Origin of the sequence: Gardnerella sp. DNF00571G (genome assembly GCF_049262695.1) — a bacterium.
In the GTDB taxonomy this organism is placed as follows: domain Bacteria; phylum Actinomycetota; class Actinomycetes; order Actinomycetales; family Bifidobacteriaceae; genus Bifidobacterium; species Bifidobacterium piotii.
On record NZ_CP058396.1, the window covers coordinates 450480 to 463583 of the forward strand.

Genomic DNA, 13104 nt, shown 5'->3' on the forward strand with positions numbered 1-13104 from the left:
AATTATTTTTTGCATTTAGGGCTTGATTTTTTGTTTTTCCTTATTGTTTTGGCGTGGCGTTTTGCAATCTTTTTGTTTTAGAAGGCTTTAAAATGATATGGCTTGTGCAACATGGCTTATAATAAAAACATGACTTCTTTGCGTTTAGCTTTAGCTCAAATTGACACTTGCGTTGGAAACATAAGCAAAAATACGGATGAAATATTGCGATTTTGCAAAGACGCAAGTAGGGGAAACGCCGATATTGTTGTGTTTCCAGAAATGACACTAACTGGGTATCCAATCGAAGACCTTGCTTTGCGTGCAACATTTAGAAAAGCAGCTAATAATGCCGCTTATAGTCTTGCAAAAAGCTTAAAAGATAGCGGATTAGGTGATTTATACGTTGTTGTTGGAACGGTTGGTGTAGACGATGAGTTAGGTAAGCCAAGGAATCGCTTGCTTGTTATTAACAACGGAAAAGTGGCACTTGTTTACGACAAGCATTTTTTGCCAAACTATGGCGTTTTTGACGAATTTAGAATTTTCTCTTCTGGAGATGATTGCGGAATTCTAAACGTTAAAGGCGCAAAATTAGGATTTGCGATTTGCGAAGACATTTGGCAAGATGGCGGCCCAGTTGCGCGTCTTTCTAAAGAGGGGATTGATGTTCTAGTAACAATCAACGGTTCTCCGTACGAAGAAGGCAAAACGGATATTCGATTAAAACTGGCTCAAAAGCGTGCAAAAGAGGTTAATGCTCCGCTTGTTTACGTAAATCAAGTTGGTGCTCAAGATGATCTTGTTTTTGATGGCGGAAGCTTTGTAGTAAACGCAGACGGGTCTTTGATTGAGCGTTCTAAGATGTTTGATCAAGACTTAAGTTTTGTTGATTTTAATACAGATTTAGATGTGCAAAAGTGCTCGACGATTGCTCAAAAATTAGACCCAGACGAAGAAGTTTATTGCGCATGCGTTTTAGGACTTAGAGATTACATGCGTAAAAATGGCTTTAAGGGCGTTTGCTTAGGACTTTCTGGCGGAATCGACTCTGCGCTAGTTGCAACTATGGCGGCGGATGCTTGCGGAGGGCAAAACGTTTGGGGAATTTCAATGCCAAGCATGTATTCTTCGCTTGGTTCTAAAGACGATGCTTGCGATTTAGCTAAGCGCCTTGAAGCACATTACGATATTCAGCCTATTGAGCCGCTTTTTAAGTCATTCCAAAATCAGCTTGATTTGCAAGGTGTTGCTGCAGAAAATTTGCAAGCGCGAGTTAGAGGCGTGATTGTTATGGCGTATTCTAATTCAAAAGGTTTGCTGGCTTTAGCTACTGGCAATAAGTCGGAGCTTGCATGCGGTTATTCTACGATTTATGGAGATGCGGTAGGTGGGTATGCTCCTATTAAAGATTTGTTTAAGACTCGCGTTTGGGCGCTTTCTAGATGGCGTAATCGCGCTGCTAAAAATGGCGTAGGTCTTGGAATGTTGCCTATTGCTGGCAGTGAAGATTTTTCTAAAGAAAATAATCCTAAAGAAAATGCTCCAAAAGATGGCATTCTTATACCTGTAAACTCTATTGTTAAGCCTCCAAGTGCCGAGCTTAGGCCAGGGCAAAAGGATTCGGATTCTTTGCCAGAATACGATTTGCTAGACAAAGTGTTAGAGGCTCATATCGAGCTTGCTCACGGCAGGGCGGATTTGCTTGCAGACGGTTTTGATGAGCGCACAGTTGATACAGTTATTCGGCTTGTAGACCGCGCAGAATGGAAGCGTAGGCAGTATCCGTTAGGGCCAAAAGTTAGTGCGATTGCGTTTGGCAGAGATAGGCGAATTCCAGTAACAACGGCGTTTAGGGAATAGACGGAGGAATAGACGAAGGCTGGGAACGGATTGGTGAAGCTTGGGAAAAGTCGCAAGCAACCGCCCGTTCGATACGCGTTGTATATGTGCTAGTTTGAGGATTCAAACTAGCATTTTTATTAAAAATAAGCTAAAAAACAGTAAAATGTGAGGTAACTCACGTTAAAAATGCCAAAAATCGACGTGTACTGTTTGAACATTGCTCTAACATAGTAGAGAAGGCGACGTGAAGAAGCGTCGTGGATACGAAAGGAGTCAAATATGGCATCAGTGGATGCATCCGTTCTCAGCGAAGAGGATCTTCGTGCAAAAGCGTGGGATGGTTTTACAAGCGGCAATTGGGAAAAAGATATTGACGTTCGTAACTTTATCCTAAAGAATTACACTCCATACGAGGGTGATGAGACTTTCTTGGCAGACGCCACCGAAAAAACGAAGCATATGTGGAAGTACCTCGACGACAACTACTTGGCTGTCGAGCGTGAGCGCCGCGTATACGACGTTGAAACACATATTCCAGCAGGAATTGACGCAATGCCAGCAGGCTACATTGAAAGCCCAGAAGTAGATAACGTAATCGTAGGTCTTCAAACCGACGAACCTTGCAAGCGCGCTATGATGCCAAACGGCGGTTGGCGAATGGTTGAGCAGGCCATTAAGGAAGCTGGCAAGGAAGTAGATCCAGAAATCAAGAAGATTTTCACCGTTTATCGCAAGACTCATAACGATGGCGTGTTTGGTGTTTACACCAAGAATATTAAGATTGCTCGCCACAACAAGATTTTGACTGGTTTGCCAGACGCTTATGGCCGCGGCCGTATTATTGGTGATTATCGTCGCGTGGCTCTTTACGGCGTAAACATGCTTATTGAGTTCAAGAAGCGCGATAAGGATTCGATTCCATACCGCAACGACTTTACTGAGACCGAGATTGAGCATTGGATTCGCTTCCGCGAAGAGCACGATGAGCAAATCAAGGCTTTGAAGCAGCTTATTAACTTGGGCAACGAGTATGGATTGGATTTGAGCCGACCAGCTCAAACCGCTAAGGAAGCTGTTCAGTGGACTTACATGGGCTATCTTGCTTCTGTTAAGAGCCAGGATGGCGCTGCAATGAGCTTCGGCCGTGTTTCTGCATTCTTTGATTGCTACTTTGAGCGTGATTTGAAGGCTGGATTAATCAACGAAACCGACGCTCAGGAAATCATTGATGCTTTGGTTATGAAGCTTCGTATTGTTCGCTTCTTGCGTACTAAGGATTACGACGCAATCTTCTCTGGAGATCCATACTGGGCAACTTGGTCCGATGCAGGCTTCAGCGATGATGGCCGTACCTTTGTTACTAAGACTTCGTTCCGTTTGCTCAACACTTTGACCCTTGAGCATCTTGGGCCAGGTCCAGAGCCAAACATCACTATTTTCTGGGATCCAAAGCTTCCAGAAGCCTACAAGCGTTTCTGCGCACGAATCTCTATCGACACTTCTGCAATTCAGTACGAGTCCGATAAAGATATTCGTGAGCACTGGGGCGACGACGCTGCTATTGCTTGCTGCGTTTCCCCAATGCGCGTTGGTAAGCAAATGCAGTTCTTCGCTGCACGCGTTAACTCCGCAAAGGCTTTGCTCTACGCGATTAACGGTGGCCGCGATGAAATGACTGGCATGCAGGTTATTGATAAGGGTGTTATTGACCCAATCACGCCAGAAGCTGATGGAACTCTTGACTACGAGAAGGTTAAGGCCAACTACGAGAAGGCTTTGGAATGGCTTTCCGAAACCTACATTGAGGCTTTGAACATAATCCACTACATGCACGATAAGTACGCATACGAATCCATTGAGATGGCTTTGCACGATAGGGAAGTCTATCGTACACTCGGCTGCGGTATGTCTGGCTTGTCTATTGCTGCAGATTCCTTGGCTGCTCTAAAGTATGCAAAGGTTTACCCAATCTACAACAAGGATGCTAAGACTGCTGAAGGCCACGAGTACGAGTACATCGAAGGCGCAGATGACGACTTAATCGTTGGCTACAAGACGGTTGGCGAGTTCCCAATCTACGGTAACGATGACGATCGTGCTGATGACTTGGCAAAGTGGGTTGTAAGCACTGTTATGGGTCAAGTAAAGCGTTTGCCTGTATACCGTAATGCTGTTCCAACTCAGTCCATCTTGACTATTACTTCTAACGTTGAGTACGACAAGAACACTGGTTCCTTCCCATCTGGACACAAGAAGGGCACTCCTTACGCTCCAGGTGCAAACCCAGAAAATGGTATGGATTCTCACGGCATGCTTCCATCCATGTTCTCTGTTGGCAAGATTGACTATGACGATGCTCTCGATGGTATTTCGTTGACTAACACCATTACTCCAGACGGTTTGGGTAGAGACGAAGACGAGCGCATTAACAACCTTGTTGGTATTTTGGACGCTGGCAACGGCCACGGCTTGTACCATGCAAACATCAACGTTTTGCGTAAGGAACAGCTTGAAGACGCTGTTGAGCATCCAGAAAAGTACCCACACCTTACGGTTCGTGTTTCTGGCTACGCAGTGAACTTTGTAAAGCTCACTAAGGAGCAGCAGCTCGACGTTATTTCTCGTACATTCCACCAGGGTTCAGTTACTGACTGATTCTGATTGATTGCGAATGCCGCCGGGGGTGAGCAGGTTTTGCTCCTGGCGGCTTTTCAAATAAAATAGACTTAATAGATATACCAAAGACGGTTATAGGGGGCATATAGATGGCTGAAAACACAGCATTTCGCACTACGACTCAGCACATGTTAAAGGAGTCAAAAGAGTATGCCCGACAAACTTTAATGGGTGGTCTTTCTGGTTTTGAATCTCCAATTGGATTAGACAGAAAAGACCGCTTAGTTGCTCTTAAAACTGGCGATATTGGATTTGTGCATTCTTGGGATATCAATACTTCTGTTGATGGCCCTGGCACTCGCATGACAGTGTTTATGAGTGGCTGCCCGCTTCGCTGCCAATATTGCCAAAATCCTGATACTTGGAAAATGCGCGATGGCAAGCCAGTCTACTTAGATGCAATGATTAAAAAAGTAGACCGTTATCAAAGTCTTTTTAAGGCAACAGGCGGCGGAATCACATTTTCTGGCGGAGAATCTATGATGCAACCAGCTTTTGTATCTAGGGTTTTTCGTGCAGCAAAAGAGATGGGCGTGCATACTTGCTTAGATACTTCGGGCTTTTTGAATCGCAATTATACAGACGAAATGATTGACGACATTGATCTTTGCTTGCTAGATGTTAAATCTGGTATTGAAGAAACGTATAAAAAAGTAACTGGCGGCTTGCTTCAGCCAACTATTGACTTTGGTCAGCGATTGGCGAAGGCTGGTAAGAAGATTTGGGTGCGTTTTGTGCTCGTTCCAGGTCTTACAGACAGCGAAGAAAATGTTGAAAAAGTTGCTGAGATTTGCGATTCGTTTGGGGATGCTGTTGAGCATATTGACGTGCTTGGATTCCATCAACTAGGTCGCCCAAAGTGGCATGAGCTTAGGATTCCGTACCCTCTTGAGAATCAAAAAGGACCTTCTAAGGCGCTTAAAGAGCGAGTTGTAAACCAGTTCAAAGACCACGGTTTTGTTGTGTACTAGACTGCGTTTAGATTGCATCAAAAATGTAACTGTAATTTAGACAATTTTTGCGTATTGTATTGTTTTTTTTTGAAGGATTTTTGTATAATTGCATAAACACCCTTTTTAGAGAAAGGATACGCAATGAAGCGCAGAATAGGTTGTTGGATTGCATTAGCTTTTGCATTAGCGTTAGCTATTTTTGCACGGTGTAACGATCAGTTTGGCTTTGGCACAGCGCTTATTATTTTAATTGTTTTGCCGATAATTTTGTTGCCGATAAATATCGTTGCGGCTTTCGATAAGAAACCTCTTATTGAAGTGCCGATAATATCTATTGCTATAACTATTGCTACAGAACTTGCCACTTTCCCAATAAGAGATTTAGGTTTACATGCTCTCTACGTTATCCCAACAGTTTTAGTTTCGGCAGTTGCATTTACTCTTACTAGATTCCTTAAAACTAGGCTTGTTAAGCACATAAATGGAGAAATAGTAAACAATAAAGCAGATTGATTATTTGATTGATTGCTTATTTTTGATTAGTCGTAGTTGTGTGCGAAAGTTGAAGCCGTGTTAAAAGATGCATAATCTATAACACGGCTTAAATATTTTTTACGGATATTTTGCAAAAAATTGCAAAGTAAGATGCAAAAAGCGTAAGAATTTGGCTAAAGCGTACAATCGGGAGGCGTTCTTGAATAAGGAACCAAAGCTCTTAAAAGAGCCTAGAGAAGGAGTTCCAGAAGTCATTGATACGCTTGAATCATATAAAGAATATTGTAATTTGTTAGCAGCAGGGTCGGGTCCTTTGGCTGCAGACGCAGAGCGCGCATCTGGTTTTAGATATGGTCACGAAGATTGGCTGATTCAGTTCAAACGCAAAGGTGCAGGAATTGGATTGCTAGACCCAATAGCGCTAGGAAAACTTGGCGTTGATTGGAATGAATTTAACAAGGCAGTAGGGGATGCGCCTTGGATTATTCACGATTCGATGCAAGATTTACCAGGGTTTTTCGATATTGGTTTGCGTCCGCGTGCTTTGTTTGACACAGAAATCGCAGCTAAATTACTTGGCAGAAAGCGCTTTGGATTAAGCTCTGTAACTGAATATTATTTGGGGCTTACTCTTGCAAAAGAACATTCTGCAGCGGATTGGTCATATAGACCTCTTCCTAGAGATTGGCGAAATTACGCGGCTTTAGACGTTGAATTGCTAATCGAATTAGAAGAAGTAATGAGCGGCGAGTTAAAAAAGCAAGGTAAGCTTTTATGGGCAAATCAAGAGTTTGCACACTTATTAAGTAAAGGTGCTCAAAAGAAGGCTCCTCACCCAAATCCTTGGCTTAGAATATCTCATATAAGCGTTCTTATGCACGATAAAATCGGCTTAATGATTGCAAAAGAGCTTTGGCAAAAGCGAGATGAGCTTGCTTGTCAATACGATATTGCGCCAACTCTATTGCTTTCGGATGCTGCGATTATTGAAGCAGGAAAGCGAAAACCAAGTAATTCTAGGGAGTTTCGCTCAATTCGCATTCTTAACGAACGTGTTAGGATTCACACGGGCAGCGAGCAAGACAAGATGTTTGAACGTTATGCTCCGATTCAGCGCAAAATCAAGCCAAATGTGTGGAAAGCTGTTATAGAAGACGCGATTAGTCGCGCTAAAAGTGGGGAAGTTGCTATTATTTCTAAGCTTGATGATTCAAGTAGTAAATATGGCAATTACAACGATTCTGGCGATTTTGGCGATACTGGCAATTCTGCGGATGCTGGCGATTCTGTTGATTCTAGCGACGCACAAGAATCGCAAGCAGCTCCACGATCTATGAAGTATTGGCGTGATCATCATCCCAAAAGATATGAGCGCTTACAAAATGTAAAGCAGTCTTTAATCAAGATTGCAGAAGATACGCATACGCCTACGGAAATCATTATTAAACCGCAAATTATTCGCAATCTTTGTTGGCAAGATAATATTGAGCATATTGATGTTAAGGAGTTTCTTGTAGAGCAGGGTGCAAGAACGTGGCAAAGCGATTTAATTGCTGAGTCCGTAACTCGCGCTATTATGTAACGGTTGTGCCATATGGCAGAAGCTAGAAAACGTAATTTCAGGAGCGCAAGCGTGAAAATCAGCGTCAGGAATCTTGAGCCAACTAAGGTTAAGCTCACCATTACCGCAGATCTCGAAGATTTTGAGCCATTTATGGATCAGGCTCGTAAAGAGATCGCAAAGCAAATCAACGTGCCAGGTTTCCGTAAGGGACACGTACCAGGCAAGATTGTAGATCAGCGAGTTGGCTTCGGAGCTGTTGCCGGTGAAGCTGTAAATTCTGCTGTTCCAGAGCTTTATTCTAAGGCTTTGGAAGAAAAGAAGATTCGCCCAATGGATCAGCCAGAATTTGATGTTCAGGAAGTCCCAGAATCTGCTAAAGACGAACTTAAGCTTAAGTTTGTTGCAACTGTTGAGCGTCGCCCAGAGTTCAAGCTTAACAAGTTTAAGGGTGTAGAAATCGAAGTAGAGAAGCCAGAAGTTAAAGATAGCGATGTTAAGGCTCGTCTTGAGGCTTTGCGCGCACGTTTTGGCACTCTTGTTGGTGTTGATCGCCCAGCTAAGAAGGGTGATTTTGCAAACATCGATTTGGAAGCTAAGATTAACGACGAAGTTGCCGATTCTCAAAATGGCGTAAGCTACGAGCTTGGTTCCAACACTATGCTTGATGGTTTGGATGAGGCTTTGGAAGGTCTTTCCGCTGGAGAAGAAACCACTTTTGAAGGTACTCTCGAAGCTGGAAAGAACCAGGGCAAGAAAGCTCAGGTTAAGGTAAAGGTTAACTCCGTTAAGGCTCAAGAATTGCCAAAGCTTGACGATGAGTTTGCTAAGGAAGCATCTGAGTTCGACACTCTAAAGGAACTTAAGGAAGACGTTCGTAAGTCTTTGGAGCAGGCAAATGAAGGCCGTCAGGCAACTCTTGCTCGCGATGCTTTTATTGCTAAGATTCAAGAAGAAGTTGAAATTCCTGTGCCAAAGGGTGTTAAAGATAAGGCTGTTGCCGAGCACCTTAAGGGCATGACTCCAGACCCAGAAAAGGCCACTAAGAAGCAAAAGGAAGAGGCTGAAAAGGCTGCAGAAAAGGAGCTTCGTGACCAGATGGTTCTCGACGCTTTGGCAGAAAGCCTCGATGTTTCTGTTTCTCAAGCAGACGTTACCAACTTCTTGGTTTCTGTTGCTCAGCAGTACGGAATGGATCCAAGCCAGTTTATTAACGCTATTGTTCGCAATGGTCAGCTTGGTTCTGCTGTTCAAGAAGTTGCTCGCTCTAAGGGCTTGCTTGCTGGCATGCGTGCTGTAAAGTTCGTTGCTGGCGGAGAAGCTCTTGATTTGAGTGCTTTCTTGTCGGAAGATGAAGAGCCAGAAGATGAAAGCGTTAAGGCTGCTTCTGCTGCTGCAGCTGTTGCCGATGAGCTTTCTGCTGAAAAGTAGTTAGAGTCTTCTAAATTAGAATCTTCTAATAATCTTGTTATTTAAGGCCTAGTGGAGTATAGCTCTGCTGGGTCTTACTTATATTTAATTAAATAATTACTATATAGAATTACGATTATTATAGAAAAATGTTAAGAATTGCGAGACATTATGGATAGTAGTGCTAAAACAAAGCATGAATCTTGTTGCAGATTTAGCAAATTCGGCAAATCTTGCAAATTATTTAGTTTTGCAATTCTAGTAGCGCGTTTTATTGCAGTCTCTGTTGCTCTTGGCGTTCTTGTTGGCTTAGGAGCAACAGTTCTTACGCTTATTTTTTACGCTGTACAACACCTTGCTTTTGGCTCAATTGAATCTGCTAAAAATACTGTATTTTTAGGGCTTCCTTGGTATCGATACGTGCTACCTGGCACAATTGCTATGACTATTGCTGCACTGGCTTGGTATTTTTTGCGAAAGAAGGAGAATCCTCCTCGAATCGTTACTATTCCACAAGCCGTTAGTGGCAGTAGAATGCCAATTTTTTCTACTATTGCACATGTTTTATTGCAAATCGTCATTGTTGGCTCTGGAATCTCAATCGGAAGGGAAGTAGCTCCTAGAGAATTAGCTGCAATGATTGCTCAGCGTTGCAGCAGTATTTTTAATGTGTCTGTTAAAACTCAGCGTATACTAGTTGCGTCTGCTGCAGGTGCTGGCTTGGCTGCAGTGTACCACGCGCCTTTAGCTGGCACTGTGCTTTCTTTAGGTTTGCTTAGTAAAACTCAAGGTTTTGGTTTTTATGCGTGGCTAAATCGCGAAAATGGCTCTGTAATAGTTAATGCACTTAAAAATATTGCGCGCTCGGAGCGTTTGCATTGCTTGCCTTTTGCTCTTGTTATGAATTATGTTGCTGCGTTTGTTGTTGAGTTTTTATTGCATCATTCTAGATACTACAATATTTCGCAATTTTCTTGCGTGATTTCTTGGCAAATTTGCGTTTTAACTGTTGTTGTTGGTGCAGTGTGCGGCTTAGTTGGTTACGTTTTTCGCTTGGGTATTATTTGGTGTAGAACTCATGCTTTGCGTGGCATACAAATGCTGTGTTTTATGCCTATAGCTGGCTTAGTTATTGGTGTTGCGGCTTGTTGGTTTCCGCATATTATGGGGAACGGTAGGTCGCTTTCTCAGCTTGCTTTTTCTGTAGCTAGCTTTCCGTATTTGGCAGAAAACTCGCATATTATGATTATTTTGTTGCTTCTTGCGCTAATTAAAATGCTTATGACTGTGCTTGTTTTGCGCTATGGTGCTTCTGGAGGCGTATTGCAACCGAGTATTTCAACTGGCGCTTGCTTTGGTGTGATTTTATACGCTATTTTTTCAACGTCTGGTTTTTTGCAAGTTTTTGACATTTCGCAAGTTTCTGCAATTTCTGTATCTATTATTGGCGCTGCTTCTTTACTTGCGTCTTCTAGAAAAGCTCCGATTATGGCGTGGCTTTTAGTTGCGGAATTAGTAAATGCACCGTTTACATTACTTTGTCTTATGCTATTTGCGGTGATTGTGTCTAGTTGCGTGTCTAGTTGTGTGTCTAGTTGCGTGTCTAATTGCGTGTCTAATTGCGTTAAGCGTTTTACTTCACATTCTTGTTTTGCGGTCACGCGCACACGATAGTCTAGATGTATTCAAAATGTTTGTAAGGAGATAAGGTGACTGATCTGTTTACGGCTTCTCCCGTTATGCAAGAAGGGGAGCCACAAAATCCAACGGATTCGATTTTTAATCAACTCTTAAAAGATCGTATTATTTGGCTTGGCTCTGAAGTCAAGGATGAAAATGCCAATATTATTTGCGCTCAGATGCTTATGCTAGCTGCGCAAGATCCTAAGAAAGATATTTGGCTTTATATTAATTCGCCAGGTGGTTCTATTACCGCTGGAATGGCTATTTACGACACTATGCAGCTTATTGAGCCAGATGTTGCTACGATTGCTGTTGGCATGGCTGCTTCTATGGGTCAGTTCTTGCTGAGTTCTGGCACGCCTGGTAAGCGTTTTATAACGTCTCATGCTCGCGTGCTAATGCACCAGCCTTCTGGCGGTGTTGGTGGCACTGCTACAGACGTGCGTATTAATGCTGAACTTATTATGGATATGAAGAAAACTCTCGCTGAGCTAACGGCTCAGCAGACTGGTCATACGGTTGAAGAGATCTACCGAGACAACGAGTATGATCATTGGTTTACTGCTCAGCAGGCTTTGGAGTATGGCTTTGTAGATAAGATTGTTACCACTCCAGCTTCTATGCGTGGGGAGGAGTGATTTTAATGGCAAGTGAAGAAGCAAAGTTTGTTGCTCGCGCTAAGCGTTTGGGTGGATTTGGCCAAACTAATACGACTTTTACAAATCGTTATGTTTTGCCACAATTTGGCGAGCAAACGCCGTACGGCATGAAAACTCAAGATCCATACACTAAGCTTTTTGAAGACCGCATTATTTTTATGGGTGTTCAAGTAGACGATACTTCTGCAGACGATATTATGGCTCAGCTTTTGGTTCTAGAAAGCATGGATCCAAGCAGAGATGTAATGATGTACATTAACTCTCCAGGCGGTTCTATGACGGCTATGACGGCCATTTACGATACCATGCAATACATTAAGCCAGATGTGCAAACAGTGTGCTTAGGCCAGGCTGCTTCGGCTGCTGCGATTTTACTTGCTGCTGGTGCTGCTGGTAAGCGCATGATTTTGCCAAATGCGCGCGTGCTTATTCATCAACCTGCTATGGGTCAAGATTTTGGCAAAGCCACAGAGATAGAGCTTCAAGCTAAAGAAATGTTGCGTTTGCGCGAATGGTTAGAGGCTACTCTTGCAAAGCACACTGGCCAAAGTGTTGAGCGCATTCGTAAAGATATTGAGGTAGACACTATTCTTACCGCTCCTCAAGCTAAAGAATACGGTATGGTAGATGAGGTTCTGGAGCATAGGTCTTAAGGATTTTATGTTTTAGATTCTTATGTTTTGATTCTTATGTTTTAGATGCAGACCCTGGCGCTGGCGACACGCCAGGGTTTGTGTTTTTGTAAAGATGGTTGTATATTAGTCAAGTTGCCAAAAACAACGGAAAGTTAAAGTTCCAAGTTTTTGGAGAACATGCGCCAGTAGCCCAACGGATTAGAGCATCTGACTACGGATCAGAAGGTTGCAGGTTCGAATCCTGTCTGGCGCACGATACACGCGGTTTTCACCGCGTTTTTTTTTACTGCTTAATTCATTGGTGGGTTATAGGGTTATAGGTCAAAAAGTGTGTAAAGCTAAGCTGATGAATATTCTGTTGCATAGTCACAATCCAAACACTGTTACTAATTCAGTCAACCGACTGAGAAAGTAACAGTCATGAGACGCTCGCACAGAACGCTAACTGCACGCGAGTTTGAAAACTGCTAACTAGAGACCCTCGCACAGAACGACTGCACATAAGAATACCTACATTCGATATACTACGAGCCTTACTGCCGTAAGGGTTATGAGCTTATTTTTTACACACTTTTTGTCCGGGTGGCGAATGTGCAGAAAACAGATTCGACTACCGCAAAACGCTTGTATTGCAATATGTGAGACATGATTTTTTACACACTTTTTGGCCTATAACCCTCTTTTTGTAAAGGGGCGCAAAAAGCACTCTCTTTTTTTGAAAAATGAGAGTGCTGACATCTGCAATATTCAGTTATCTGGTACGAAGGAGCTGCGACTATTCAAGTTGAAAATATTTTCTGAACATTTTTCATACCTCTTGATTTTATTCGTGTAAACGAGTATAATCATATAATGATATTTTACAAACTGATGAAATTTATGTCTGCGTAAAAGAAGTTTGTTCCGCTAATTCCCTAGTCAATATAAAAGTGTGTTTTTGAAAGGTTAGCGGTACGCGGAATAATTGGGAGGGGTACGATGAAATATTTATCCGTTGCGGAGACCGCTGAGAAATGGGGCATCTGCCAACGGCGCATACAGACCTTGCTCAACGAAAAACGTATTGAGAGTGCGACGCGGATTGGTCGTACCTGGGCAATTCCCGACGATGCACAAAAGCCCGCCGATGCAAGAATTAAAAGCGGCAAGTATATCAAGACCTCTGAAAAACCAAAAGAGTCGCAGGAGAAATAGCCGCGACTCTAATT

General features: G+C 42.9%; 10 protein-coding genes and 1 tRNA gene. All 11 read left to right on the forward strand.

The annotated features are described in order from the left end of the window. Positions 1-129 precede the first annotated feature (129 nt). The 11 genes from HXT30_RS01965 to HXT30_RS02015 all read left to right on the forward strand — a co-directional run bounded on the left by HXT30_RS01965 (position 130) and on the right by HXT30_RS02015 (position 13090). Entirely contained in the window at positions 130-1842 is a 1713-nt protein-coding gene (locus tag HXT30_RS01965; RefSeq protein WP_422111818.1) for an NAD+ synthase, read from the forward strand. A gap of 261 nt (positions 1843-2103) precedes the next feature. Continuing rightward, positions 2104-4479 (forward strand): formate acetyltransferase, encoded by a 2376-nt coding sequence (locus tag HXT30_RS01970; RefSeq protein ID WP_422111721.1) that lies wholly within the window; start codon positions 2104-2106, stop codon positions 4477-4479. A 110-nt stretch (positions 4480-4589) separates the two neighbouring features. Beyond that, complete coding sequence (pflA, locus tag HXT30_RS01975; protein WP_020973667.1) at positions 4590-5471, forward strand: pyruvate formate-lyase-activating protein; 882 nt, start codon at positions 4590-4592, stop codon at positions 5469-5471. Positions 5472-5594: 123 nt separating this feature from the next. Further along, a complete protein-coding gene (locus HXT30_RS01980) occupies positions 5595-5966 on the forward strand; it encodes a hypothetical protein (protein WP_422111722.1) in 372 nt (123 codons plus the stop codon). Between the two features lie 181 nt (positions 5967-6147). Continuing rightward, positions 6148-7530: an HRDC domain-containing protein gene (locus HXT30_RS01985; protein ID WP_422111723.1), complete on the forward strand. Its 1383-nt coding sequence runs from the start codon at positions 6148-6150 to the stop codon at positions 7528-7530. A 51-nt stretch (positions 7531-7581) separates the two neighbouring features. Then, on the forward strand, positions 7582-8940 hold the full coding sequence (gene tig / locus HXT30_RS01990) for a trigger factor (RefSeq protein WP_016831440.1): 1359 nt from the start codon (positions 7582-7584) through the stop codon (positions 8938-8940). A 150-nt stretch (positions 8941-9090) separates the two neighbouring features. Next, positions 9091-10593: a chloride channel protein gene (locus HXT30_RS01995; RefSeq protein ID WP_422111724.1), complete on the forward strand. Its 1503-nt coding sequence runs from the start codon at positions 9091-9093 to the stop codon at positions 10591-10593. Between the two features lie 35 nt (positions 10594-10628). Beyond that, positions 10629-11240 (forward strand): ATP-dependent Clp protease proteolytic subunit, encoded by a 612-nt coding sequence (locus HXT30_RS02000; protein ID WP_032813113.1) that lies wholly within the window; start codon positions 10629-10631, stop codon positions 11238-11240. A 5-nt stretch (positions 11241-11245) separates the two neighbouring features. Beyond that, positions 11246-11914, forward strand: coding sequence for an ATP-dependent Clp protease proteolytic subunit (locus tag HXT30_RS02005; RefSeq protein WP_422111725.1), 669 nt, complete (start codon positions 11246-11248; stop codon positions 11912-11914). 161 nt (positions 11915-12075) lie between these two features. Continuing rightward, positions 12076-12149 (forward strand) — tRNA-Arg (locus HXT30_RS02010). Positions 12150-12874: 725 nt separating this feature from the next. Next, complete coding sequence (locus tag HXT30_RS02015; RefSeq protein ID WP_060786410.1) at positions 12875-13090, forward strand: helix-turn-helix domain-containing protein; 216 nt, start codon at positions 12875-12877, stop codon at positions 13088-13090. Positions 13091-13104 lie beyond the last annotated feature (14 nt).

Excerpts from the sequence above, each read along its gene's own strand:
- HXT30_RS01965 (WP_422111818.1), top strand. The coding sequence starts at position 130 with ATGACTTCTTTGCGTTTAGCTTTAGCTCAAATTGACACTTGCGTTGGA.
- HXT30_RS01970 (WP_422111721.1), top strand. The coding sequence starts at position 2,104 with ATGGCATCAGTGGATGCATCCGTTCTCAGCGAAGAGGATCTTCGTGCA.
- pflA (WP_020973667.1), top strand. The coding sequence starts at position 4,590 with ATGGCTGAAAACACAGCATTTCGCACTACGACTCAGCACATGTTAAAG.
- HXT30_RS01980 (WP_422111722.1), top strand. The coding sequence starts at position 5,595 with ATGAAGCGCAGAATAGGTTGTTGGATTGCATTAGCTTTTGCATTAGCG.
- HXT30_RS01995 (WP_422111724.1), top strand. The coding sequence starts at position 9,091 with ATGGATAGTAGTGCTAAAACAAAGCATGAATCTTGTTGCAGATTTAGC.
- HXT30_RS02005 (WP_422111725.1), top strand. The coding sequence starts at position 11,246 with ATGGCAAGTGAAGAAGCAAAGTTTGTTGCTCGCGCTAAGCGTTTGGGT.
- HXT30_RS02015 (WP_060786410.1), top strand. The coding sequence starts at position 12,875 with ATGAAATATTTATCCGTTGCGGAGACCGCTGAGAAATGGGGCATCTGC.